Source organism: Polaromonas sp. DSP2-3-2b2, from assembly GCF_049895905.1.
Lineage (GTDB): Bacteria > Pseudomonadota > Gammaproteobacteria > Burkholderiales > Burkholderiaceae_C > Polaromonas.
The window spans coordinates 15,190-40,875 of sequence record NZ_JAFCTH010000004.1; the positions used below are offsets into that span (position 1 = coordinate 15,190).

At 63.9% G+C, this 25,686-nt stretch carries 18 protein-coding genes and 1 pseudogene; 15 read left to right on the forward strand and 4 right to left on the reverse strand.

Annotated features, from left to right (window positions below):
- The first annotated feature begins 222 nt into the window (after window positions 1–222).
- The 7 genes from yaaA to ACP7AD_RS05280 all read left to right on the forward strand — a co-directional run bounded on the left by yaaA (window position 223) and on the right by ACP7AD_RS05280 (window position 7,750).
- Window positions 223–999 carry a peroxide stress protein YaaA gene (gene yaaA / locus ACP7AD_RS05250; protein WP_426145292.1) on the forward strand — a complete coding sequence of 259 codons (777 nt, stop codon included), beginning with the start codon at window positions 223–225 and terminating at the stop codon, window positions 997–999.
- A 76-nt stretch (window positions 1,000–1,075) separates the two neighbouring features.
- Window positions 1,076–2,014: an alpha/beta fold hydrolase gene (locus tag ACP7AD_RS05255; protein WP_426145294.1), complete on the forward strand. Its 939-nt coding sequence runs from the start codon at window positions 1,076–1,078 to the stop codon at window positions 2,012–2,014.
- The gene (gene queF, locus ACP7AD_RS05260) at window positions 1,998–2,846 is read left to right on the forward strand and encodes an NADPH-dependent 7-cyano-7-deazaguanine reductase QueF (protein WP_426145295.1); all 849 of its coding nucleotides are present in this window, start codon (window positions 1,998–2,000) and stop codon (window positions 2,844–2,846) included. Before ACP7AD_RS05255 ends, queF begins: the two co-directional genes overlap by 17 nt.
- A 476-nt stretch (window positions 2,847–3,322) precedes the next feature.
- Entirely contained in the window at window positions 3,323–4,852 is a 1,530-nt protein-coding gene (locus tag ACP7AD_RS05265) for a DUF4331 domain-containing protein (RefSeq protein WP_426145296.1), read from the forward strand.
- Between the two features lie 24 nt (window positions 4,853–4,876).
- Window positions 4,877–5,137: a hypothetical protein gene (locus ACP7AD_RS05270; protein ID WP_426145298.1), complete on the forward strand. Its 261-nt coding sequence runs from the start codon at window positions 4,877–4,879 to the stop codon at window positions 5,135–5,137.
- Between the two features lie 145 nt (window positions 5,138–5,282).
- Window positions 5,283–6,470, forward strand: coding sequence for a hypothetical protein (locus ACP7AD_RS05275; RefSeq protein WP_426145300.1), 1,188 nt, complete (start codon window positions 5,283–5,285; stop codon window positions 6,468–6,470).
- The gene (locus ACP7AD_RS05280; protein WP_426145302.1) at window positions 6,470–7,750 is read left to right on the forward strand and encodes a HupE/UreJ family protein; all 1,281 of its coding nucleotides are present in this window, start codon (window positions 6,470–6,472) and stop codon (window positions 7,748–7,750) included. The genes ACP7AD_RS05275 and ACP7AD_RS05280 overlap by 1 nt, the downstream gene beginning before the upstream one ends.
- Before the next feature lie 54 nt (window positions 7,751–7,804).
- Here ACP7AD_RS05280 and ACP7AD_RS05285 read toward each other — a convergent pair whose 3' ends face one another.
- Both ACP7AD_RS05285 and ACP7AD_RS05290 read right to left on the reverse strand, forming a co-directional pair.
- Entirely contained in the window at window positions 7,805–8,650 is an 846-nt protein-coding gene (locus ACP7AD_RS05285; RefSeq protein WP_426145304.1) for an enoyl-CoA hydratase-related protein, read from the reverse strand.
- Window positions 8,651–8,753: 103 nt separating this feature from the next.
- Complete coding sequence (locus ACP7AD_RS05290) at window positions 8,754–9,962, reverse strand: Y-family DNA polymerase (protein WP_426145514.1); 1,209 nt, start codon at window positions 9,960–9,962, stop codon at window positions 8,754–8,756.
- A gap of 205 nt (window positions 9,963–10,167) precedes the next feature.
- On the opposite strand from ACP7AD_RS05290, the gene ACP7AD_RS05295 reads away from it, so the two are divergent.
- The 3 genes from ACP7AD_RS05295 to ACP7AD_RS05305 all read left to right on the forward strand — a co-directional run bounded on the left by ACP7AD_RS05295 (window position 10,168) and on the right by ACP7AD_RS05305 (window position 13,202).
- On the forward strand, window positions 10,168–11,178 hold the full coding sequence (locus ACP7AD_RS05295; protein ID WP_426145306.1) for a Bug family tripartite tricarboxylate transporter substrate binding protein: 1,011 nt from the start codon (window positions 10,168–10,170) through the stop codon (window positions 11,176–11,178).
- A gap of 176 nt (window positions 11,179–11,354) precedes the next feature.
- Window positions 11,355–12,263, forward strand: a complete 909-nt coding sequence (locus tag ACP7AD_RS05300) for a c-type cytochrome (RefSeq protein ID WP_426145307.1) — start codon at window positions 11,355–11,357, stop codon at window positions 12,261–12,263.
- 117 nt (window positions 12,264–12,380) lie between these two features.
- Window positions 12,381–13,202 (forward strand): alpha/beta fold hydrolase, encoded by an 822-nt coding sequence (locus ACP7AD_RS05305; RefSeq protein ID WP_426145309.1) that lies wholly within the window; start codon window positions 12,381–12,383, stop codon window positions 13,200–13,202.
- A 41-nt stretch (window positions 13,203–13,243) separates the two neighbouring features.
- On the opposite strand, the gene ACP7AD_RS05310 is transcribed toward ACP7AD_RS05305, so the two are convergent.
- Complete coding sequence (locus tag ACP7AD_RS05310) at window positions 13,244–14,404, reverse strand: alpha-hydroxy acid oxidase (protein WP_426145311.1); 1,161 nt, start codon at window positions 14,402–14,404, stop codon at window positions 13,244–13,246.
- 230 nt (window positions 14,405–14,634) lie between these two features.
- Here ACP7AD_RS05310 and ACP7AD_RS05315 point away from each other — a divergent pair, with 230 nt between their 5' ends.
- Window positions 14,635–16,602: a GspE/PulE family protein gene (locus ACP7AD_RS05315; protein WP_426145313.1), complete on the forward strand. Its 1,968-nt coding sequence runs from the start codon at window positions 14,635–14,637 to the stop codon at window positions 16,600–16,602.
- Here ACP7AD_RS05315 and pbpC read toward each other — a convergent pair.
- Window positions 16,593–18,795 (reverse strand): annotated as a pseudogene (pbpC, locus tag ACP7AD_RS05320) (penicillin-binding protein 1C). The gene ACP7AD_RS05315 and the pseudogene pbpC sit on opposite strands and share 10 nt — an antisense overlap.
- Before the next feature lie 152 nt (window positions 18,796–18,947).
- Between pbpC and ACP7AD_RS05325 the strand changes: the two are divergent.
- The 4 genes from ACP7AD_RS05325 (at window position 18,948) to ACP7AD_RS05340 (ending at window position 25,634) form a co-directional block, all read left to right on the forward strand.
- Window positions 18,948–20,696, forward strand: a complete 1,749-nt coding sequence (locus ACP7AD_RS05325) for a methyl-accepting chemotaxis protein (RefSeq protein ID WP_426145315.1) — start codon at window positions 18,948–18,950, stop codon at window positions 20,694–20,696.
- Window positions 20,697–20,853: 157 nt separating this feature from the next.
- A complete protein-coding gene (locus tag ACP7AD_RS05330) occupies window positions 20,854–21,369 on the forward strand; it encodes a cache domain-containing protein (RefSeq protein ID WP_426166030.1) in 516 nt (171 codons plus the stop codon).
- A gap of 112 nt (window positions 21,370–21,481) precedes the next feature.
- Window positions 21,482–23,218 (forward strand): methyl-accepting chemotaxis protein, encoded by a 1,737-nt coding sequence (locus ACP7AD_RS05335; RefSeq protein ID WP_426145318.1) that lies wholly within the window; start codon window positions 21,482–21,484, stop codon window positions 23,216–23,218.
- A gap of 1,180 nt (window positions 23,219–24,398) precedes the next feature.
- Window positions 24,399–25,634, forward strand: a complete 1,236-nt coding sequence (locus ACP7AD_RS05340) for a polysaccharide biosynthesis/export family protein (protein WP_426145320.1) — start codon at window positions 24,399–24,401, stop codon at window positions 25,632–25,634.
- The last annotated feature ends 52 nt before the right edge of the window (window positions 25,635–25,686 follow it).

Below are 25,686 nucleotides of genomic sequence, written 5' to 3' on the forward strand. Positions count from 1 at the left end.
CGATTTTATTCGACGGCGCCGCGTCGGCCGCATTTCCCCGCATGGCCCCTTCCCGCCTTTGGGGGAAGGTTGGGATGGGGGCTTTTGCAGGGGGCATTCAGGCTAATGGCCCAACCGCTCTTTCCAGAGCCCGCATGAGTCAGGCTGCAGTTGTCGCAAGCGGTCGGTCAAAAAATGGATGTTTAGCGTATCCGATAATCCGGCGCAAAGGATTCCCCGACCATGCTGTTTCTTCTGTCACCTGCCAAAGCCCTCGACTACGACACGCCTTCTGGCCATGTGCCGCACAGCCAGCCGCTGTTCATCGCGCAGGCCGCCGAACTGGTCGCGGTGCTGTGCGAGAAGTCGCCGCAGCAGGTTGCCAGCCTGATGAAGCTGTCAGATGCACTGGCCGGCCTGAACGCGGCGCGCTATAAAGCCTGGTCGCCGACCTTTAACGCCAACAATTCAAAGCAGGCCGCGCTGGCCTTCAATGGCGATGCCTATCAGGGACTGGACGCCAAAACCCTGGACGCGGCGCAACTGGCCTGGGCGCAGCAGCACCTGTGCATTTTGAGCGGCCTGTATGGCGTGCTGCGCCCGCTCGACTGGATGCAGCCCTACCGGCTGGAAATGGGCACGGCGCTGGCGACCACGCGCGGCAAGAATCTCTACCAGTTCTGGGGCGCGCAGATTGCCGACTACCTGAATGCGCGCGCGGCCGCCGAGGTGTCGCCGGTCATCGTCAACCTGGCCAGCGAGGAGTATTTCAAGGCCGTGGACCGCAAGGCGCTCAAGGCGCGCGTGGTGACCTGCGTGTTCGAGGAGTGGCGCGGCGACCGCTACAAAGTTATCAGCTTCGCGGCCAAGCGCGCGCGCGGGCTGATGGCGCGCTACGCTATTGAACATGGGCTGGCAACGGTTACGCAGCTGGAGGGTTTTGGGACGGAAGGCTATGGCTTCGATGCCGGTGCGTCGTCCGTGGACCGGCTGGTGTTCAGGCGCGGGCAGGGCGTTTGAGCCGGCAGCAACGTCCATTGGCGATAAATTTTAATCAAATAAGCATTTGGCGCACGCAAGGCGTGCGCAAGCAGCTATGAAAACAAGAGCAAACGGAATCGATATCGAAGTCGAGGACAGCGGCGCGGCCTTTGATGCGCAGGGCCGGCCGCGCCCGGTCGTGCTGCTGATCATGGGCCTGGGCATGCAGCTGATCGCCTGGCCGCCAGCCTTGGTGCAGGCTTTGGTCGATGCCGGCTACCGGGTGGTGCGCTTTGACAACCGCGATGCCGGCCTGAGCCAGAATTTCGATGTGCTGGGCAAGCCCAGGGTGCTGTGGGCGGGGCTGAAATACCGGCTCGGCTGGCGCATCCGGCCGCCCTACAGCCTGCGCGACATGGCGCGGGACGCGCTGGGTGTGCTCGACGCGCTGAACATCGACCAAGCGCATGTGGTCGGCGCCAGCATGGGCGGCATGATTGCCCAGCGCCTGTCGCTGCTGGCGCCCGGGCGGGTGCCGAGCCTGACCAGTCTCATGAGTTCGAGCGGCGCGCGCGGCCTGCCCGGACCTAGCCCCGAGGTCAGCCGCGTGCTGATGCGCCGGCCTGCCGGCAAAGGCCTGGACGCGGCCATCGACCATTTGGTGCGGGTATTCAAGACCATTGGCAGCCCCGGTTTTGCGCTGAGCGATGCCGAGTGGCGGGATCTCGTGAGAACGGCGGCCCGCCGCAGCTTTTACCCGGTGGGCATCTTGCGGCAGATGGTCGCCGTGCTGGCCGACCGCACGCGCGCCGATGAACTCGCCAGCATCAAGGTGCCGACGCTGGTGGTGCATGGCCGGGCCGACCCGCTGGTGCCGTTTGCCTGCGGCGAAGACACCGCCCGCCGCATTCCCGGCGCCCGGCTGGCCGGCATCGACGGCATGGGCCACGACTTGCCGCCCGGCGTGGTCGAGCGCCTGCTGGCCCTCTTGATTCCGCACCTGGATGCGGCCAACCCGACAACCTCTCTACCCAACCATGAACAACCTTCCTGAACATTCCGAACTCGGCAAATCGTCCGCCTATGTGGCTAAGTACGACGCGTCGCTGCTGTTTCCGATTGCGCGCCTGGCCAAGCGCGAAGAAATTGGCGTGGGCGCCGCGCCGCCGTTTTTCGGCGCCGACCTGTGGACCGCGTTCGAGCTGAGCTGGCTCAACCTGCGCGGCAAGCCGCAGGTGGCGCTGGCACAGTTCATCGTGCCCTGCGAGACACCCAACATCGTTGAAAGCAAGTCCTTCAAGCTCTACCTGAACAGCTTCAACAACACCCCGTTTCCAGACGCCGCCGCGGTGCAGGCGCGGCTGCGCGCCGACATCGGCGAAGCCGCCTGGCGCGGCGCGCCCAATGCGTCCAGCGTCGGCGTCAAACTGCTGCTGCCCGAGCTGTTCGACCGCGAGGACGTGGCCGAACTCGACGGCCTGAGCCTGGACCGGCTCGATGTGGAATGCAGCCGCTACACCCCGGCGCCCGACCTGCTGAACGCCGTGTTCGACGAGCCGCCGGTGACCGAAGTGCTGGTCAGCAACCTGCTCAAGAGCAACTGCCTGGTGACCGGCCAGCCCGACTGGGGCAGCGTGCGCATCAGCTACAGCGGCCCGCAAATTAACCAGGAAGGCCTGCTGCAATACCTCGTCAGCTACCGCAACCACAACGAATTTCACGAGCAGTGCGTCGAGCGCATCTTCATGGACATCTGGACGCGCTGCCGGCCGGTCAAGCTCACGGTGTATGCGCGCTACACGCGACGTGGCGGGCTGGACATCAACCCGTTTCGCACCAGCCACCCACAGGCGATTCCGCCGAATGTGCGCACAGCGCGGCAGTAAGTGCTATTGAATAAATAGCGGCTTGTGCAAGCCCATCGTGTGAGGATGGCTGTTTTGTTTGTGTTCTTGGGCTTTGGGTGGTTTCTTCTGTGGTTTGAAGGGTGAGCGCCTTCCCGGCGGGGGGTGACTTTCTTTTTTGCCAGAAAAGAAAGTTACCCCCCGCCGGGAAGGCGCCCCACACCTGAAAACCCAAAAACATCAAGCAAAAGACACAGCAACCCTGCGCTATGCAAAGCAAGGCCAACACCAAAAACCGACAAAGCCGTCGACCTGCGGCAAGGTAAGCAGTTAAGAATATTGGCAACTTCCCGCTTGCGCAGGAACGACGCTTTAAGGCGGCGCTTCGTGCAACAGCGTTTTGTAGGACAACTTCGCCTCTGCCCGAATTCTGAACCTTCCCTGAATCCGGCCCGCAGCCGGTTTGCGTATCTCCCGGTACAGCAACCGCTGTAAACCCCTCAACCAGGAGACCGACCATGAAAATGAAACTTGGGCATATCGCCAGCGCGTGCCTGCTGCTCGCCGCCGCCGGTGGCGTGATGGCTTCGAGCCACCGCGAAGCGCCGTTTATCACCACCGCCCCCAAGGTCGATGGCACCGACTTTTACATGTTCAACAGCTACGAGGCGGGCAAGGCCGGCAACGTCACGCTGATCGCCAACTACCTGCCGCTGCAGGACGCCTATGGCGGCCCGAATTACTTCTCGCTTGACCCGAACGCGCTGTATGAAATCCACCTGGACAACAATGGCGACGGCAAGGAAGACCTGACCTTCCAGTTCCAGTTCAAGAACGAACTCGCCAACAACGGCGCCGGCATCACGCTGCCTATCGGCGGCAAGAATGTCTCGATTCCCCTGCGCCAGGCCGGCGCGGTCACGAATGCGCCCGGCGCGCCGCTGAGCTACACCGAAAGCTTCACGCTCAACGTGGTGCGCGGCGACCGCCGCAGCGGCAGCCGCGCGGCCGTCACCACGGCCGGCGGCGGTACGACCTTTGGCAAGCCGATCGACTACATCGGCACCAAGACCTTCCCCGGCAACAGCTATGAAGGCTATGCCAATTCCTACATCCAGGCCATCAACATTCCCGGCTGCGCAACGCCCGGCAAGGTGTTCGTCGGCCAGCGCAAGGAAGCCTTTTCGGTCAACCTCGGCGCCATCTTTGATCTGGTGAATGCGCCCGCCGCCTTCATCACCAACGAAGCCAACGCAGCGGCCGCCGGCAAGTTCGGCGAACTGGAAAACAAGAACGTGACCTCGCTGGCGCTTGAAGTGCCGGCCAACTGCCTGACGCAGGGCAGCGAAAAGGTCATCGGCGGCTGGACCACGGCCAGTTTGCGCCAGGGCCGGCTGCTCAATGGCGCGCCAGGCTCGGGCTTGCAGGCCAGCGAAAAAGCCGGCGGCGCCTGGACGCAAGTTTCGCGCCTGGGCATGCCGCTGGTCAACGAGGTGGTGATTGGTCTGAAGGACAAGGACAAGTTCAACGCCAACAAGCCGGTCAACGACGCAGCCAACTTTGCCGACTATGTGACGAACCCAACGCTGCCGGCGCTGCTTGAATCGCTGTTTGGTGTCAAGGCGCCGACCAACTTCCCGCGCACCGACCTGATGACCGCCTTCCTGACCGGCCTGCCCACGGTCAACCGGCCGGCCAACATCACCGGCTTGGGCATGGGCGGTCCGCTGACCGAGATGCTGCGCCTGAACACGTCGATTGCCGCCAAGCCAGCGGCCGCGCAAAACGCGCTGGGCGTGGCGGCGGGCGATGCCGCCGGCTTCCCGAACGGCCGCCGCCTGGGCGACGACGTGGTGGACGTGTCGCTGCGCGTGGCCATGGGCGCGCTGTGCGTGCTGACCGGCGACACGGACGCGCTGAAGGTGGGCTGCAAGCCCGCCGATGCGCCGGCCGGCGGCGTGGCCTTCGTGGATGGCGTACGCGCCAGCGCCACCGACTTCAAGCAGGTCTTCCCCTACCTCAACACCCCGCTTGCGGGCGCCAAGTAATTGGCCGCTAGACAAGGAAACACCATGTTCACCTTCAACCCAAGACTGATGGCTGGCGCCGCACTGTCGGCCGCGCTGCTAGCCGGCTGCGGCGGCAGCAGCGACGACCACGGCGCCAACGGGACAGGCGGTCCCCCACCGGGGCCTGTCGCGCAGACGATCACCGATGTGGTCGCCTACATCAACGGCCTCATCGCCGGCGGCAGCGACAGCGCGGAGCCGGTTGACACCAACCCGCTGACACTGGTGGCCAACGACAACGCGGAACCAGCGCCCCTGCCATAACGCTAGCCATGGCATTGCCCGGCCATTGATTGCTTTCAATGGCCGGGCTTTTTTATAATTTTTTTTTGCTGGGCGACGCCTTGTCTGATTGCCCGGTGAAAATCCATACAGACACCCGCCGGCTGCACACCTGGAAGACATCGCCATGCCTGATTTCAAACTGCCTGCTTCCTTCACGGCCATCGCGCTGGCCGGCGTGCTGGCGGCGCTTCAGATGCCTGTGATGGCCGCTGCCCCGCTCCAGCCCCTGCGCGACGAAGACATCCTTGAAGTGCTGCCTGCGGTGACGCGAAGCCGCCCTGTCCAGTCTTCGGCAGGCACGCCGACGGCCGCCGATGCGCAAGCCGCCGCCAGGCAGGCCCGGGATGATATTTCGGTGGCTCGCCAGACCGGCGACACGCGCTACTGGGGGCGCGCCCAAGCGGCGCTGGCGCCCTGGTGGGACCGGCCCGATGCGCCGGCGGACCTGGCCGTCCTGCAGGCCACGGTGCAGCAGGGCCGGCATGAATTCGCAGCATCGCGGGCGGTGCTCACGGCGGCGCTGGCCAGAGCCCCCGGCCATGCGCAGGGCTGGCTGAACCTGGCGTCGCTGGAGCGGTTGTCGGCACGCTATGCCGAAGCGCTGGCGGCCTGCGAAGCGGTTTCCCGCGCTGGCCCCTTGCTCTACGCCAGCGCCTGCCGGCTTGAAACCGAGTCGCTGCAGGGCCAGAACCCAAAAGCCGGGCAAGGCCTGCAGGCGCTGGTCAGCCAGGCCACCGACCCCGGCCAGCGCAGCTGGCTGCTGTCGCTGTTGGCCGAAAACCACGAGCGCGCGGGCCGCGATGCGGACGCAGCCAGCGCCTATGCGCGAAGCCTGGCGGCGCAACACGACCTGTACACCGCGATTGCCTTCAGCGACCTGTTGCTGCGCACCGGAAAGACTGCGCAGGCGCTGCAATTGCTGGCGCCGCTGCCTGAGACCGATGCCGTGTTGCTGCGCCGTGCGGCGGCCTGGAAGCGCCAGGGCGATGCGCGCTGGACCGGCGCGCGCCAGTTGTTGCAGACCCGCGTCGATGAATTGAAGCGGCGCGGCGACGATCCGGCACTGCATGGCCGCGAACTGGCGCTGGCCGCGCTGTGGTTAGACGCCGACGCGCCGCGCGCGCTGCAACTGGCCCGTGCCAACCTTCAGCTCCAGCGCGAGCCGCTGGACTGGTGGGCAGCGCTGCAAAGCGCCCGGCTGGCCAATGACGGCGCGGCGCTGGCGGAGATTGAAAAAGCCATCCGCGCCTCCGGCCTGCATGACGCGCGGCTGGCGCCCGCCGGCAAGGTCGCCGCCAAGGTGGCCAGTTGATGCGCCCGCATCGCGCATGGGGCCAAGCCGGCTGGCTGCTGGCGTTGGCGCTGGCTTGCGGCCCGGCGCTGGCGCACAAGGGCAGCGATGCCTACCTCGATGTGCGGCAGACACAACCCCTGGCAGGCGCAGGCAGCGTCAGCGATTTCAGGTTTGCGCTGGCGGTAGCGCTTCGGGACCTGGACCTGATCGTGCCGGTGGATGCCAATGCCGATGCGCGCGTGAGCTGGGGCGAGGTCAGGGCGGCCACGCCGCAGGTGCTGGCTGCGCTCAACACCCTGGCCAATCTGGAGGTGCCGGGCGGCGCACCGCCGGGGGCTGCATCCGGTCCGCCGCCTGCCTGCCGGCTCGACTGGCAGGCCGATGGCCTGGAACGCCGCAGCGACGGTGTCTATTTTCGGGCTGTGGCGCAAGCCCGCTGCCCGGCCGGTGACGCATTGAACCTGGATTACCGCCTCCTGAAAAACGAGGATTCGACGCACCGGCTTCTGGTGGCGGGCCAGCTGGGCGGCAAGGACTTTCTCAGCACGGTTTCGCCCCAGCAGGGACGCCTGCCGCTCAGCCCTGGCGCGGACCGCCAGGCCGGCGCTGGGGCCATCACGCAGGCGGCATCGTCGAATCGCCTGTCGGCGCTGCGCGACTATTTCAGCCTGGGCATGCACCACCTGCTCCAAGGCTACGACCACCTGGCCTTCCTGCTGGCGCTGGTGCTGCCCTTGCAGCTGAGCCTGCGCCGCCGGCCACGGACGGCGTTTGCCCAAACCCGCCAAGCTCGGCCAGTCGGTGCGGCCGCCGTCCCGCCCGGCCCCACGCCAGCCTATGCTAGAGGCGACGCCTGGCTGGCGCTGCTGCGCACCGTGACCGCGTTCACCATCGGCCATTCAATCACGCTGATGCTGGCAACCTTCGGCTGGACGCAGGCATCGCCCATATGGGTCGAGCCGGTGATTGCGCTGTCGATTGCCGTCACGGCGCTGCTGAACCTGCGCCCGGTGAAATGGATTCGCATGGACGTGCTGGCGCTGCTGTTCGGCCTGGTCCACGGCTTCGGCTTTGCCGGCTTGCTGCTGGAGGCCGCCGCGCCCGGCGGGCTGCTGCCCTGGGCACTGGCCGGTTTCAACCTGGGCGTCGAGGCTGGCCAGCTTGTGGCCGTGCTGGGCTGGGTTCTGGTGTCGCAGGCCCTGGTCGGCAGGCCCTGGTATGACCGCGTGGTGGTGCGCGGCGGCTCGGTGCTGCTCATCTTGTTGGCTGCCTGGTGGTTCTGGCAGCGGGTCGGGTGATGGGTGGCATCAATGCTATTTAATCAATAGCTGATTGTGACCGCTCCATATGCGCTAAAGGCCTTTTTCATTGAAATACTGGAGGGTGGCGAGATCGGGGAAGCGGCCGGTGCGCTTTTCCTTCATCGCCTGCATCGATTCGCGTACATGCTGGTTGCTCCAGATGGCCGCTTGCAGCCAGCCCATCTGCTTGAGCGCATCGTCCACCGAATGGTCGCGCGCATAGTGAATCGCCTGCTTGGTGCCCCAGATGGCGACGGGCGGCTTGGCGGCGATTTCTTTCGCGCATTGCAGCGCGGCGGCCAGCAGGGCTTCAGGCGTGTCGAACACCTCATTGACCAAACCGCAGGCCAGCGCCTTGGCCGCGCCCAGCTTGCGGCCGGTATAGGCCAGCTCTTTGACCACCGCCAGCGGAATCAGCTTGGGCAGGCGCTGCAGCGTGCCCACGTCGGCCACCATGCCGATGTTGATTTCCTGGATGCAGAAAAACGCGTCGGCGCTGGCATAGCGCAGACAGCACGCGCTCACCATGTCCACCGCGCCGCCAATGCAGCCGCCCTGGATCGCGGCGATCACCGGAATGCGCAGCGCCTCCAGCCGGGTGAAGGTCGCCTGCATGCCGGCCAGCAGGTCGAACATGGCGGCGCGGCCTTCCGGGCTCTGGTCGTCCATCGCGACGCCGCCGGCAAAGGTTTCGAGCGCCATGCCCGCGCTGAAGTGCTTGCCGGTGCTGGAGATCACCAGCACCCGGGCGTCGCCCGATGCGTGAAGCTGCGCCAGCACCGCGTCGAGTTCCCGCCAGAAGGCCGGGTTCATGGTGTTCATCGCCTCGGGGCGACTGAGTACCAGGTGGGCAATGTGGTCGGTCGTGTCCAGGGTGAAGCAGGTGAGTGGGTTCATGGCTGCACTTTACGCCAGCGCTCCCGGTCCGGCCAGTCGCTCCTGGGACGCCGTGCCGCGGGCGCCAGTGAACGCCTGTACAGAGAAAGGCGCGGCGGCACGTCTACGACGGGAAAAGCGGGTAGCTTGCTAGGGTTTCAGTAGCTGCTTGTGCCCGTCCTGCCTGCGCAGACGGCCTGTTTTGTTCATGAACCGGCGCTTCCCCGGATTTGACCAGCGCGCCGGCGCGAACGCCCAGCAGTCGCAGTCTTTGCTCCAGCGGCACGCGCTTGAGGCACTGGCCGGCGATTTTCCGGATGGTGACGGCATCGTCGGTATGGGCCGGCGCTGTCTGGTCCCGCGTGGCAATCTTGAAGTCGTCGTAGCGCAGCTTGATGCCGATGGTCCTGGCGACATAGCCCTTGCGTTGCAAATCGCTAGCCACCTGTTCGCACAGCCGGGTGAAGATCGCGCCGAGCTCGGCCTTGTCGCGCACCGCATGCAAATCGCGCTCGAACGTCGTTTCGCGGCTCATGCTGACCGGCTCGCTCTCAAGCACGACCGGGCTGTCGTCGCGGCCCCAGGCCACCTCGTGCATCCAGGCGCCGCTGGCCTTGCCGAACTGCTTGACCAAAAACTGCCGGTCCTGCGCGGCCAGTTCGCCGATGGTCTGGATGCCCAGGCGCGCCAGCTTTTCGCCCGCCTTGGGGCCGATGCCGTTGATCTTGCGCACGTTAAGCGGCCAGATGCGGCCTTGCAGGTCGGCTTCATGCACGATGGAAATGCCGTTGGGCTTGTCGAACTCGCTGGCCATTTTCGCCAGAAGCTTGTTGGGCGCGACGCCGATCGAGCAGGTCAGGCCGGTCTTCTCGAAAATCGCCCGCTGGATCAAGCGCGCCAGCGCCCGCCCGCCTTCGCGCTGGCCGCCGGGCACGTCGGTGAAGTCGATGTAGACCTCGTCGATGCCCCGGTCCTGCATTAGCGGCGCCACCTCGGCAATCGTGTTCTTGAACAGGCGCGAGAAGCGGCGAATCTCGTCGAAATCGACCGGCAGCACGATGGCCTGCGGGCACAGCCTGGCCGCCTTCATCATGCCCATGGCCGAGCCGACGCCAAACTGCCGCGCCGCGTAGGTCGCGGTGGTGATGACGCCCCGGCCGACGTAATCTTTCAGCAGTGGAAAATCATCCACGGGGATGAAGCGCAGTTCCCGCTCGCCATGGCTGGCCATCAGCGCCTCATCGACAGTGCGCCGCCCGCCGCCAATCACCACCGGCAAGCCCTTGAGCTGCGGATAGCGCAGCAGCTCGACCGACGCAAAGAACGCATCCATGTCGAGGTGCGCGATGCGTCGGGGCAGGGCGGGTGGGGCTGGCTCGGAAGTCACATCCGGGATTGTGCCGCCAGTTCTTGCCGACAATTTGTACTCCCTGGCATAAGGCCTGCGGGCCGATGCAGCGGGCACAATAACTGCATGTGAATGGCGGCCTGTCCAGGCTGTCTGTCCCCCGTTTTTGAATTTCAAGGAGATTTTCCCAGTGTCCGTTCCTGTTGCCCTGTCCCGCCGTTCCGTGCTTCACACCGCGCTCGGCGCCGCCACCGCGCTGGCCCTGGCCAGCCCGCAGGCGCAGGCGCAGGCGCAGGCGCAAAAAGCATATCCGGCCAAGCCGATCCGCTGGATCGTCGCCTACCCGGCCGGCGGCGGCCAGGATTTCCTGGCGCGGCACCTGTCGGTGCAGATGGGCAGGCAACTCGGCCAGTCCATCATCATCGACAACCGCCCCGGCGCGGCCGGCATCATCGGCACCGACGCGGCGTCGAAGGCGCCGGCCGACGGCTACACCCTGGTGACGGGCGACAACGGCGCCATGGTGCTGAATCCCGCGCTGTACAGGAAGCTGCCCTACAGCCCCGACGACTTCACGCCGCTGGGCTACATGGCCGGCTTTCCCTTGATCCTGGTGGTCAACCCCGACAGCCCGTTCACCAGCGCGCGCCAGTGGCTGGCGGCGGTCAAGCGCTCGCCGGGCACCTACAGCTATGCCTCGCCCGGGGCCGGCAGCCCGCACCACTTGGCGATGGAGCTGATCAAGGAGCGCACCGGCAGTTTCATCGTGCATGTTCCCTACCGGGGCACGGCCATGGCGATCCAGGACGTGATGGGCGGCCAGCTGCCAATGATGATCGTCGATACCGCCGGCGGCCTGGCGCAGATTCGCGCCGGCAAGGTGCGCGCGCTGGCGGTGCTGTCGCCCCGGCGCATTGCCGCCTTGCCCAACGTGCCGACGCTGGCCGAGTCCGGCGTGCCCAATTTCGAGGCGGTCGCCTGGCAGGGGCTGTTTGTTCCGAAAGGCACGCCGCCCGACATTGCGGCGCAGCTAGCGGCCGAGATGCAAAAGGCCATCCTGGTGCCTGAAGTCAAGGCCCGGCTGGAAGAATTTGGCCTGGAAGTCGCGCCGTCCACCGGACCGCAGCTGGCCAGCTTCATCGCGCGTGAAACGAAGTTCTGGCACAAGCTGATCCGCGAGCGCCACCTGTCGCCCGATTGAGGCGAAAGCCGCCAGTGCGCTCAAGCTGTGACGCTTGTCAACGATGGTGTCGGTTTGTAAACCGCTGCTGACATTCACCCGCTCCGGGTCCAGAATATTGTCCCTGTTTCCCCGGCAGCCCGCCTGCCGGCGGGGCGCCTGACGATGGAAAAGCCATAAGCCAAGGGGAGCGCATCATGAAACGATGGGTCAAGTGGTCATTGGGCGCGCTGGTGGTGGCGGCAGCGGCCGCCGCCGTGGTGGGCACGCAACTGGCCGAGCGCAAGAGCCACCGCCAGGTCACGGTCAAGCTTCAGCCGGTCACCTGGGCCACCACGGTGGCCACGCCCGATGCGGGAACGCTGGCGCGCGGCAAGTATCTGTTCAATTCGCGCGGCTGCGCCGAATGCCATGGCCTTGACGGCGCCGGGCGCGAGTTCATCAACGACGGCAAGGGGCTGCGCCTGAAAGGCCCGAACATCTCGCCGGGCCCGGGCAGCGTGGTGGCGCGCTACACGCCCGAGGACTGGGAGCGCACGGTGCGCCATGGCGTCAAGCCCGACGGCCGGCCGGTGTTCATCATGCCCAGCGAAGACTACAACCAGTTCACGCAGGACGATCTCGGCGCCCTGGTGGCCTATGTCCGCAGCCTGCCGCCGGTCAGCGGAAGCGCCGCAGTGGTGGAGCTGCCCTTGCCCGTGAAGGTGATGTATGGCTATGGCGCGATTGAAGACGCGGCGCAAAAGATCGACCATTCGCTGCCGCCGCCCGAGCCGATTGCCGCCGGCGTGAATGCCGGGCACGGCGCCTATGTCGCCAACATGTGCATCGGCTGCCACGGCCCCGGCCTGTCCGGCGGCAAGATTCCGGGCACGCCGCCCGACTGGGCGCCGGCCGCCAACCTGACGCCGGGCGAGGGCAGCGCGCTGGCGCGCTACCCAAGCGCCGATGCATTCGTTGCCATGCTGCGCAGCGGCAAGCGGCCCGACGGCACGGTCGTCACGGTGATGCCTTTCGAGTCGCTGCGCGAACTCGACGATGTCGATGCGAAAGCGGTGTACGCCTACCTCAAGACCGTTCCCGCCCGGCCCTTCGGTCAGCGCTGAACGGCGGCTGGCCTGGCGACGGCGGGGTCTGACAGCCAGCGGCCGCTTTCACCGACACCGACGGCAGCCGCGTGCCTGAAGAATGGTCGGTTCAACCCTTTCAAGGAACACCCAGTCATGAACACCGTCACCACCGCCGACAAGACCGAGTTGTACGTCAAGGACTGGGGCAGCGGCCAGCCAGTCATCCTGCTGCACGGCTGGCCGCTGTCGGCCGACAGCTGGGACGACCAGGCCATGGCGCTGGCCGACGCCGGCTACCGCACGATTGCCTACGACCGCCGGGGTTTCGGCCGTTCCTCGCAGCCGTGGAGCGGGTACGACTACAACACGCTGGCCGACGACCTGGCCTCCGTGATCGAGCAGACCGGCGCGCAGGATGCGGTGCTGGCCGGCTTCTCGATGGGCGGCGGCGAGGTGGCCCGCTACCTGTCGCGCCATGGCGGCAAGTCGGTGGCCAAGGCGGTGCTGGTGTCGTCGGTCGTGCCCTTCATGCTCAAGACCGACGACAACCCCAAGGGCACGGCCAAGGCGGTGTTCGACAAGATGACCAAGGGCATGAAGGAAGACCGCGCCGAGTTCTTCGCCAAGTTCTTCGAGGATTTCTACGGCGTCGGCATGCTTTCCAGTCCGGTCAGCGACGAAGTCATTGACTGGTCGCGCCAGGTGGCGATGCAGGCCAGCCTGAAGGCCACGCTGGCCTGCGCCGCGTCCTTTGCCACCACCGATTTCCGGCCGGACCTGGCCGCGTTCAAGGTGCCAACGCTGATCATCCACGGTACCGGCGACAAGATTGTGCCCATCGACGCCGCCGGCCGGGCAGCGGCCAAGGGTATTGCCGGGTCAACGCTGCTGGAATACGAAGGCGCGGCGCATGGCCTGCTGGTGACCGAGAAAGAGCGCGTGACGCGCGACCTGCTCGATTTCCTCAAGCGCTAGAGCCGGCCAGGGCGAATAGCTGTCGCCTTACAGGGCTTCGGTCAAGGGTTCTTGAAGTCGAAGCTGCCTGGCAGCAGGATGCTTTTGTCCACCGTGTTGATGTCGGTGCGGCCGCAAAACGCCATGGTGATGTCGAGTTCCTTGTGGATGATCTGCAGCGCCTTGGTCACGCCGGCTTCGCCCATCGCGCCCAGGCCGTACACCATGGCGCGGCCAATCAGCGTGCCGCGCGCGCCCAGCGCCCAGGCCTTGAGCACGTCCTGGCCGGAGCGGATGCCGCCGTCCATCCACACTTCAATCTCCGAGCCCACGGCTTCGACGATTTCCGGCAGCGCCGAGATGCTCGACGGCGCGCCGTCGAGCTGGCGCCCGCCGTGGTTGCTCACCACGATGGCGTCGGCGCCGCTCTGCACCGCCAGCCGGGCGTCTTCGACGTCCTGGATGCCCTTGAGGATCAGCTTGCCGCCCCATTTTTCTTTCACCCAGGCCACGTCGGCCCAAGACAGGCGCGGGTCGAACTGCTCGTTGGTCCAGGAGGCCAGCGAATTCATGTCGCTCACGCCCTTGACGTGGCCGACCAGGTTGCCGAAGGTGTGGCGGCGCGTGCCGGCCATGCCCAGGCACCAGCGCGGCTTGGTCATCAGGTTGATGATGTTGGCCAACGTCGGCCGGGGCGGCGCGGTCAGGCCGTTCTTCAGGTCCTTATGGCGCTGGCCGATGACCTGAAGGTCCAGCGTCAGCACCAGCGCATTGCAGCCGGCCTTGCGGGTGCGCTCGATCATCGCGGCCATGGCCTCGCGGTCGCGCATCATGTAAAGCTGGAACCAGAAAGGGCGCTGGGTGTTGGCGGCGATGTCTTCGATCGAGCAGATGCTCATGGTCGAGAGCATGAAGGGAATGCCGAACTTCTCGGCCGCCCGTGCCGCCTTGATCTCGCCGTCGGCATGCTGCATGCCGGTCAGGCCCACGGGCGCGATCGCCACCGGCATCTTCACGTCGATGCCGACCATCTTGGTGGCCGTCGTGCGGTTTTCCATGTTCACCGCCACGCGCTGGCGCAGCTTGATCTTCTGGAAATCAGCCTCGTTGGCGCGGTAGGTGCTTTCGGTCCACGAGCCGGAGTCGGCGTAGTCGTAGAACATGCGCGGAACGCGTTTTTGCGCCATGACGCGCAGGTCTTCGATGGTGGTGATCACGGTCATTGGGCTTGTCTCCTGAAGCGCTTGATGCTAGCGGTTTGGGCTTTGTTGGGGGTGTGAATAATTTTTTCGGGCTGGAAATTTATTTCAACTGGTCCGCAGGTGGCGCGGCTTCTGGCGGGCTGGGCAGCGGCTTGACAAGGGCGGGTGCAGGCAACCTTGTTGATGCGCATCAGTGTTTGGCTTGCAGAAGCTCTCACAATGAAATTGTCCCCCCATTTCAAAGGCCCATCTTGCTGACAAACTCCGGATTTTTACCGACCCGTCCTGACTCCCTGATGCCTGAAAAACCGCAGCCTACCACCCTTGCGCAGTTACTCAAGGCGACGCAGACCTTGAAGTCGGAACCCGTCATCACGCTGGCGACGGCCCTGGAGCAGCTGGGCATACTCCATCCCCGCGAGATTCAGATGCTGGCCGATGAAGACCCGCAGTTGCTGCGCAGCCGGTCGGCCGAACTGGTCGATCGCCTGCTGATGACAAACGAAGACCTGCACCATGCGCTGGCGCGTACCGCCGGCATTGTTGAGGTCGATGCCGCCCACTTCATGCTGCCTGCCCGCGCGTTCGATGTGCAGCTGCTGCGAAAAATGCGCGCCCATGACCTGCTGTTCCTGGGCGAAGCGGACGACACCATCTATATGGCCACCTGGTACCCCACCGACGAAAAAATGCGCAACCGGCTGCGCAGCCTGACCAGCCGCAGCGTGCGCCTGGTCTGGGCCGACCGCGATGCGATTGCCATGCGCCTCGAACGCATGGACCCCCAGGCGCCAATGAAGGCGCCCGAACACGACATGCTCCAGGCGCACCAGGCTTTCCTCCGAAAAGCATCGAGCACGCCGCCCGCAGCCACCAATGCGGTGACCGTCCACGACGAGGACATGGCGCACCTGATGAGCGAAACCGTGCGGGCGCTGGCTTCGGGCCAGGCGAAAAACGATCAGGACGATGCTGAGGAATCCAGCGAATCGCCCAGCATGGTGCGCATGGTCACGCGCATGATCATGGACGCGCAGGCGCTGCATGCGTCGGACATTCACATCGAGACCAATCCCGGCGAGGAATTCACCCGCATCCGCCTGCGCCGCGACGGTGACCTGGAGCTGTACCAGAAGCTTTCGCCCGCGCTGCGTTTAGCGATGGTCTCGCGCATCAAGATCATGGCCTGGCTCGATATTTCCGAGCACCGCAGGCCGCAGGACGGCAAGATCAACTTCAGCGAGTTCGGCGGCGAAGCGCTGGAATTACGGGTGTCCATCATGCCCACGCACGACGGCATGGAAGACGTGGTGATGCGGCTGCTGGCCTCGTCCAAGCCGGTGCCGCTGGGCAAGCTGGGCCTGCAGCCGCGCGATGCCGAGGCGGTGGCGCGCATGTCGGCGCGCTCCTTCGGCCTGATCCTGGCCGCCGGCCCGACTGGCTCGGGCAAGACCACCACGCTGCATTCGATGCTGGCCGAGATCAACACCGACGAGCGCAAGATCTGGACCGCCGAGGACCCGATCGAGATCACCCAGCCCGGCCTGCGCCAGGTGCAGGTCAACCCGAAGATCGGGCTGACGTTCGCCAGCGCCATGCGCGGGTTTTTGCGCGCCGACCCGGACGTCATCATGATTGGCGAAATCCGCGACACCGAAACCGCCAAGATCGTGATTGAAGCGTCGCTGACCGGCCACCTGGTGCTGTCCACGCTGCACACCAACAGCGCCTGCGAAAGCGTCGTTCGCCTGCTCGACCTGGGCATGGATGCGATGAACTTTGCCGATTCGCTGGTCGGCATCGTGGCGCAGCGGCTGGTGCGCTCTCTGTGCCTGCATTGCGCGCAACAGGCCGCCATGCCCGCTGGACAGTTCACCGAACTGGTACGGGAATATGTGCATGCCTCGCCTTTGAGCGAGGCAGAAGGCGAGCGCCGCCTGCTGGCCGCTGCCGGTGTACAGGCGCCTGACGGGGTTTCGGTTAAAACGGCGCAGGGCTGCGACCGCTGCGCTAGCAAGGGCTACAAAGGGCGGATGGGCATCTACGAAATCCTGGAAAACAGCCCGGCGATGCGGCTGCTGATCCAGCGCAATGCCCGGCCCACCGAACTCTACGACGCGGCCATCGGTGCCGGCATGCGCAGCCTGCGCCATGACGCACTTGAAAAATACGTCCAGGGCCTGATCGACCTGCGCCAGGCGCGCATGGCTTACTTGTGATCTGGTTTTTCAATAGCGGCCCGCACGCCGGCGCCGCGCACTTCGATTTGGATTTCGTCGACCACACGGCTGCCTGAATCGAGCAGCTGGACCACATGCCGGCCCGGCCAGGGCAGCCAGCGGACCTCGGCGCCGCGCGCAAACTCCTTGCCGTCCATGCGCCAGCGCAGGCCGTTCCCCTGGGCGCTGAACGACAGGCGCTGGTGCGCCGGCGCAATGTCCGGGTCCAGCGCGATGATGGTTCCAGGTGCGGGCGCGGTGATGCGCGGCATCGATGAATTATTCAAGACTTTTTGGCCTTTAGCGCTTGTCCTGTATGCGCTGGAAGCTCCTGAATCAATAGCAAAGAGCGATTGCTCGGTGCCCTCGATGAACCACTCGCTGCGAGACGCTTCAAGCTGCTGGCCAAAATCCGTTCGCATCTGCACCAGACCCGGCGGCGGCGCGAGCGCGCGGCTGGGTTCGCTGTGGTGCAGGCGGTTCATCAGCGCGGCCCACACGGGCGCCGCGCCGCTGGTGCCGCTCACGTCCCACATCGGCGCGCCGCTGGCGTTGCCGACCCACACGCCGACGGTGTAGCGCTGCGAAAACCCGAGCGCCCAGTTGTCGCGCATGTCCTTGCTGGTGCCGGTTTTGACCGCCGTCCAGAAGCGCGTGGCCAACATGCTGTCGGTGCCGAAGGTGCGGGCGCGCGCCAGCGGGTCGGCCAGGATGTCGGTGACGATGAAGGCGGCGCGCGCATCCAGCGCGGGCCTGAACGCGGGCTGGGGCTGGCGCACCAGCGACGTCGCGCTGAAGCGCCCGCCATTGGCCAGCGTGCGGTAGGCGTTGGCCAACGACAGCAGCGACACCTCGGCGCTGCCCAGCGCCAGGCTGTAGCCGTAGTAGTCGCCCGACTCCGCCAGCGGCAGGCCGACCGCGCGCAGCTGCCGGTGAAAGGCGTCGGGCGACACCATCACCAGCGCGCGCACGGCCGGCACATTGAGCGACGCGGCCAGCGCCGTGCGGCTGGAGACCAGGCCCTTGAACTGGCGGTCGTAGTTTTGCGGAATGTACAGGCCGCCCGCCGTGGGGATTTGCGCCGATGAATCCTCCAGCAGCGACGCCGCCGTGATGCGCCGCTCGGCGATGGCCTGCGCATACAAAAAGGGCTTGAGCGTCGAGCCCGGCTGGCGCAGCGCCAGCACGCCGTCCACTTCCGAGGCGGTGCTCAGGTCACCCGACGAACCCACCCAGGCCAGCACCTCGCCGCTGGCGTTGTCGAGCACGACGATGGCGCCGTCCTCGACATGGCGGCCGCGCAGCTCGCGCAGCTGCTGGCGCAGCGTTTGCACGGCGAAGCGCTGCAGCGGCGCGCGCAGGGTGGAACGCGCAGGGTGGAACGCGCAGGGTGGAACGCGCCTGGCCTGCGCGCACCAGCTGGCGCGCAGCGTGCGGCGCCATGCCTTCGCTGGCCTGAAAATCCCGGCGCTGCAGTGCTCCCGTGGCGAACAGGTCCAGTGCGTCGCAGTCGATCTTGGCGCCCGGCTGCATCAGCTTCAACACACCGCAGGCCCGTTGCGCCACCTGCGCCGCGCGGGCATTGGGCGCCCGCACCAGCGCGGCCGCCACGGCGGACTCGCGCTCGTCCAGCCCGTGCGCCGCCTTGCCAAACAGCGTGCGGCTCAGCGCATCGATGCCAACCAGCTCGCCGCGAAACGGCACCAGGTTCAGGTAAGCCTCCAGGATCTGGTCCTTGCGCCAGCGCTGCTCCAGCAGCTGGGCTGAAAAGGTCTGACCGATTTTTTGCGTCAGGTTGCGGCCCCCCGTGCCGGCGCGCAAATCCGGCTCCAGCAGCCCGGCCAGCTGCATGCTCAGCGTGGACGCGCCGCGCGTTTTGCTGTTCCATAGGTTGGCCCAGGTCGCGCTGGACACCGCCCGCCAGTCCACACCGCTGTGTTCGTAAAAGCGCTTGTCCTCGCTGAGCACCAGCGCCGTGCGCAAGGCTGGCGAGATGTCGGCCAGCGCCACCCACTGGCCGCGCCGCACGCTGGCGTCGGTGCGCAGGCGCTGGATCACTTCACCGTCGCGGTCCAGTACCAGCGTGTCGGACGGCCGGAAATCATGCTTTATTTGATCAAATGTGCTGCTTGCGCAAGCTGGATGTGCGTAAGCAGCTATTAAAAAAATAGCAATGATGAATGGTCTCTGCATGGCTTGCAGGTTTGCGGGCATCAAGTGGAACGACTTTTTAAAAGCATAAAAATGATTTTTATTAATCAATTTTGATGTTTTTCCTAAAGTTTTAACGCCGGCGGCCGATAAGCCGGAGGTAGACATCTTCAATCGAATCAATAAGCACGGCAATGAATATCGCAAATATGAAAATCGGAACTCGGCTGGGCGCAGGCTTCGCACTGGTGCTGGTCATGATGGTCGCACTGATCATGGTCGTGCTGGCAAGCCTGTCCAGCATTGGCGGCAGCACCCGTCAAATTATCGAGAAGGAATGGGTCAAGGCGGATTCGGCCCACATCATCAACGCCACCATGCGCGCCAACGCGCGCCGCACCATGGAGCTGTTCTTTGTGCAGGATGCCGCTCAGGCCAGCATGATCAATCAAAGAATTGAAACCAACAAAAAAAGCATCAACGACGCCGTGCAGGTGCTTGAAGCGTTGATGTACACCGCCGAGGGCAGGGCCTTGCTCGCCGACTTCAAGGAAAAACGCGCCCGGTACGTCCAGTCCTTTGGCAAGGTCAGCAAGCTGCTGGCGGAAGAAAACAAGGCCGAGGCCACCAAGGTTTTGACTGGCGAAACGCTGCCAACGCTCGATTCGGTGCAAGACAACCTCCGCAGTATTGTCGAGTTGCAAAGAAAGATGGTCCAGGCCAGCGGTGCCGACGTGGAGCAACGCATCGTCTCGACGCGTAACCTGATGATCGGCCTGGGCCTGCTCGCCGTCCTGATGGGCAGCGCCTTCGCCTGGTGGACCACGCGCTCGATCACGCGCCCCATTCACAAGGCCGTGAAAGTGGCGCAGACCGTTGCCGCCGGTGACTTGAGCAGCCATCTGGAAGTGACGACGAAAGACGAGACCGGCCAGCTTTTGCAGGCCCTGAAGGACATGAATTCAAGCCTGGGCCACATCGTCGGCCAGGTCCGCACCAGCACCGACACCATCGCCACCGCGTCAGGCCAGATTGCCGCCGGCAACCAGGATTTGTCCAGCCGCACCGAAGAGCAGGCCAGCGCGCTGGAAGAAACCGCCGCCTCGATGGAAGAGTTGACTTCCACTGTCAAGCAAAACGCCGACAACGCCCGCCAGGCCAACCAGCTGGCCGTTTCGGCGTCGAGCGTCGCTGTCAAAGGCGGCGCGGTGGTCTCGCAGGTGGTGCAGACGATGGAGGCGATCAACACCTCGTCGAAAAAGATCGTTGACATCATCGGCGTGATCGACGGCATCGCCTTTCAGACCAACATCCTGGCCTTGAACGCCGCAGTCGAAGCGGCCCGGGCCGGCGAGCAGGGCCGGGGCTTTGCGGTGGTGGCTGCCGAAGTCAGAAGCCTGGCCCAGCGCAGCGCGGCGGCGGCCAAGGAGATCAAGACCCTGATCGGCGACTCGGTGGACAAGGTCGGCGAGGGCAGCCGGCAAGTGGCCGAGGCCGGAAAAACCATGGACGAGATCGTCGACAGCGTGCGGCGCGTGACCGACATCATGGCCGAGATCACGGCAGCCAGTCAGGAGCAGACGCAAGGGATCGAACAGATCAACCAGGCGATCACGCAGATGGACCAGGTGACGCAGCAAAACGCGGCGCTGGTTGAGGAAGCGGCGGCGGCAGCGCAGTCGCTGCAGGAACAGGCCGGCGGTCTAAGCCAAGTGGTCAGCGTGTTCCAGTTGGGGGAAGGTCAGCCGATGACGCACAAAAGCCCAAGCGGCCAAGGCCAAGCGGCAAGCCAGCACCGGGCAGCAGAACCCCGCCAGCCGCCAGCGGCCAAGCGCGGCATTGCTGCCACCAGGCCAGCGCCAGCACGCAGTCAGGCGCCCTTGCCACCGACACGGCTGGCCGCTGCCAGCTCGACAGGTGCGGATGATTGGACAGAGTTTTAAGGCACCGGCTTGTGCCTGACTTGGGCAATGCGCTGGACGGAACCCACCTCGACTGTCGAATACTGCCGAATCCAGGCGCCTCTCCATATTTCTTGTGGAAAACCCTAAAGCATTTCAAGATTCTGCCGATAGGTAGACACATCGGGGAAAGTGGCGCATGGTGCGACGCTTTGCCATCGGTCCATTACCTGAAATGTTTTCAATGAAGCGTCTCTCCATTCTCAAAACCATCGTTTTAACCGCCATGCTGAGCATCGGCATCATGGGCGGCGCCCACGCAGCAGAAGCTGGCACCCCGGCAGAAGCCGAATTGTTGGTGAAAAAAGCCGTCATGCTGGTCAAATCCGCCGGTCCGGAGAAAGCTTACGATGAAATTTCCAATGGCAAGTCGCTTAAGGACCGGGATCTGTATATCTTTGTTTATGACATGACCGGCAAGACCCTCGCCCACGGTGCAAACCCCAGGCTGGTCGGCAAGGACCTCAGTGGCTTGAAGGACACTGACGGCAAGCTTGTCCTGAAGTTGGTCCTCGACCTGGCTAAGGAAAAAGGTAAAGGCTGGACGGAGGAGTTCAAGTTCTTGAACCCGACCACGCAGAAAATTGAGCGCAAGATTGTCTACATCGAGCGCCTGGGTGAGACCGTCATTGGAAGCGGCGTCTACAAGAACTGACGCGTGCCGCAGCGCCTCAGCGCTGCATTTCTTTTTATTTCTTGAGCGCAGCGCCTGCTCCGGCTAACCGGGGCAGGCGTGCCTTTTTTTGTGACATTTTTTTGGCATTTTTATGAACTTCCGCAATCTGAACATTGGCACCCGCCTTGGCCTAGGCTTTGGCGTGATTCTGTTGTCGGCCAGTGCCATGCTGATTGGCGCAATGTTGAGCAATGCACTCACTCGCAACGCCCTGCTGCAGACGCTGCAGCAAGCCGAGCAACAGGTGAGCGAAGCTGTCAATATGCGCCATGCCTTGCTGGTCAGTGCTGTGGCGATGCGCAACATGGGCCTTCAAAACACCGTCGAGAATGTGCAGAAAGACGAGGCTTTGTCACGTACGTCACGCGCAAGCTACCTGGCGGCCAAAACCCGCCTGCAGGCGCTCAGCACCGGGGCCGATGAGCTTGCGGTCTTCGAGCGTCTGACCCGGATCGACCATGACATGGATGTGTATTTCAAAGAAGCTGTGGAACTGGGCTCGCAACTCAACACCGAACTCGCCGCAGCGGTCATCACCAGCAAAATTGACCCACTGCTGAACAGCGCAGTCACCGAACTGGCCGGCTACATAGCGCTGCAGAAAAAACATGCGCTGGAAGCGACCTTGCAGGCCAATGCTGACAACGCGCTAATCCAAAAGATCATCGCCGTGGCGGGCGCTCTCGTTCTGGTTTTGGTCGCGCTGATGGCGTGGCGTCTGACCATCAGCATCACCCGGCCCTTGCAGACCGCAGTGGCAGCGACCGAGCGCGTGGCCCAAGGCGATCTTGCTGCGGCAATCGTCGTCGAGGGACACGACGAGGCAGCGCAGTTGCTCGGCGCACTGCGGAGCATGCGCGACAGCCTGGCCAGAGTGGTAGGAGACATCCGCACAGGCACTGACACCATCGCCACCGCCTCCAGCCAGATTGCTGCCGGTAACCTGGACCTGTCTAGCCGCACCGAGCAGCAGGCCAGCTCGCTCGAAGAAACGGCCGCCTCGATGGAGGAGCTCACCTCCACCGTCAAGCAAAACGCCGACAACGCCCGCCAGGCCAACCAGCTGGCCCTGAGCGCTTCTGGCATCGCCGTCAAGGGCGGCACCATCGTGGCACAAGTTGTGGACACCATGGGCGCCATTAATGCATCTTCCAGAAAAATCGTCGACATCATCGGTGTCATCGACGGCATCGCCTTTCAGACCAACATCCTGGCCTTGAATGCCGCGGTCGAAGCGGCAAGGGCCGGCGAGCAGGGCAGGGGCTTTGCCGTGGTGGCCGCTGAAGTTCGTAACCTCGCTCAGCGCAGTGCGGCAGCGGCCAAGGAGATCAAGCTCTTGATCGACGACTCGGTCAGCAAGGTCGGTGAAGGCAGCAGCCAAGTCGCGCAGGCCGGCAAGACCATGGAAGAGATCGTGGACAGCGTTAAACGCGTGACCAACATCATGGCTGAGATCACGGCCGCCAGCCAAGAGCAGACCCAGGGCATCGAGCAGGTCAACCAGGCCATCACGCAGATGGACCAAGTGACCCAGCAAAACGCAGCGCTGGTCGAAGAGGCGGCTGCAGCTGCGGCGTCGCTGCAGGAGCAGGCCAGCGGCTTGTCGCAGGTGGTGAGTGTGTTCAGGCTGGAGCAAGAGCGGCAAATGCCTCGGGGTGGCTTGTCCAAGCACGCGGCAACCAGCCATCAGAACACTGAGCCCAAGCAGCCGCCAGCGGCCAGGCATGGCATTGCGGCGTCCAAGGAAAAGCAGAGTAATTCGCCGCTGCCATCGAACCGGCTGGCCGCTGCCAGCGCGACAGGTGCGGATGATTGGGAAGAGTTTTAATCCCGCTCCGCATCAGGGGAGTCAGCCTCTGCCGAACGCACCGCATGAGGCGACCGGCATGCGAGACAACCGGAAATCAACGGTTGGCGGCGGCTGAACCACCTACAGGTTCGTTTTGACCCGTCGGCCTTTTGCAGAAAGCTCCGTATTCCTTTCATCGCCTGCTTTCCAGATGGTTGTGGATGGACCCTGCCAGCCAATGGACGGCAGTTCATCGCAGGGCCATTCGGAAGGCGACAACATGCAGTCCTCATTCCTTTGATTGGGTAAATCGAATGCCAATCCAGGCGGCGAAAGAGTACGAAAACCGGTGCCGAAGCGCTGGGCTGGCGGAAGTTGAATGTCATGCATCAAATAAGCTGTTTAGGCATATTGAGCAAACATAAGTAGCTATTAAAAGTATAGCAAAAAAATTGGATACGCCCTGAAGTTCGCTTGAATGGCTGGCATGAATCCGCTGTCTTTTGCCGGTTTCGTTGAACGCGCCATCAACCTCCAATAGGGCGAGGTCAGGGCTCAAGTGAATAGTGATTCAAAAAACGTAAGCAGCGTAACGACGAATAAGGAAACCGTTAAATCGCATAAAACCGACAGAACTCGTCAGTAAGATTTGCCCCACTTGCAGGATTTGAGGAGTTAAAAATTCCCGGCTGCGCGAGTTGTGAAAACAAAAATGGTCGTAGCACTGGGGGGGCAGTCTATGAATGCTGAAATAAACAACGGTATCGGCGCTTCGGCCAGAGCGTTTGCCCATGCATCATGGTCTTTTGCCTGCACACGGCCCCGCCTGAAAACTGTCGCACTTCAGAACTTGCAACGGGGCTGAAAGGGTGGTTAAAAGCGTTTCGAGTTTGCGAGCAATGGTGCTGCTGGAATTCATGGGCCGCGAGCAGCTGCTCAGTGCTGATCGTCACCAATTCAAAGTCACCTGAATTTTTAAAGCCTGGGTCTGAGTTTTTCCCATTCAAGCGTTAGCCAGACCTTTCTGATTTTCGATTTCGCAGCGTTTCATCCTTAAAGGGTGCCAAACATTGCGGTAGCCTGCGCGGCTGTTTTTTTCATGCAGCTGATGCGTCAGCCGGCACGGGATCTAAAGATCAATCGCTTCAGGAATTCGCTTGCGCAACCTTGGCCGGATCACGCTTGCAATCGTTCTTTGCCTTCGTCACTTCCAATGCGCATGCTCCAAAAAACAGACTTCACTCCCAAGCTCGCGCATGCGCGCTTGCCTGTTATGGTCCTGGCGGCCTTCTGGCTGGGCGGCTGCGTCATGGCTCCAGGATTATCGGTTGGCAGGAGTTTGCAAAAGACCAGCCAGCAGGCCAATCTGGACGCCGGCACTTCCCGGACGGGTGGAATCAGCGAAAACCAGACGCCGCCGTCCGGTATCTTGCTCGCCATCACGCCCGAACTCATCACCCAGCAACGCGCCTTGCGAAAAGCTGAATTGAGTACCGGCGTAAAACGTCTGCTTGCGCAAGCCCAACCCCAACCATATGGGATTGGCCCTGGCGACATGATCAACATCGTCGTCTGGAATCACCCTGAACTGGTGCTGGCCCCGGCAGGCGCCACGTTGACGACAGACGCCTCTGGCCTTGCGTCTGTCGGCAACGGCTTCAACGTCAGCCCGGAAGGCCTGATCCAGTTCCCGCTTCTGGGCACCTTCAAAATTGCCGGCCTGACGGAAAGTGCAGCCCGTGAAGAACTGACCCGCCGCCTGTCCAGGTTTATCAAGAACCCGCAAATTACCCTGCGCATCCAGGCTTACCGTGCAGGCCGGATTTACGTCGATGGCGAAGTGCGAACCCCCGGCCTGCAAGCCATCAATGACATTCCGATGACGCTGCCCGAAGCCCTTAACCGCGCGGGAGGACTGACGCCTGCGGCCGATCGGGCCACAGTCAGCGTCACCCGCAAAGGTGTGACCAGCGAGATCAACCTGCCACAGCTCACCACGCTGGGCGTGAACCCGTCGCGCATCATGCTGGCCGCCAGCGACCTGATGCGCGTGTCCAGCCGCGACGACACCAAGGTGTATGTGCTGGGTGAAGTCACGATTCCCAGGGCGCTGGCGCTGCGCAATGGCAGCCTGACGCTCAATGAAGCGCTGGGCGAGTCGGGCGGCGTGAATCCAGTTTTTAGCGACCTGCGCCAAATTTATGTGGTGCGCAGCCGCAGCCGCAGCGGCGACAGCGCTACTCATGCCGATGCCACTGCCACACCCGTCATAGCCGAGATTTGCCACCTTGTCGCCAGTCCGCCAGCGACCTATGCATTGGCGGAAGACTGCGAGCTGAAATCGCGCGACATGGTGTTTGTCGACCCGGTGCCGCTGGTGCTTACCCGCGTGATCAGCTTGCTCTTGCCCAGCGCGCAGGTGGTCAACCTGTCTCGCCCCCCTAACATCAATTGACCCAGCGCAGCAGATGAATAAGCTCCTCGCACCCATGCCGACATCACCCTGG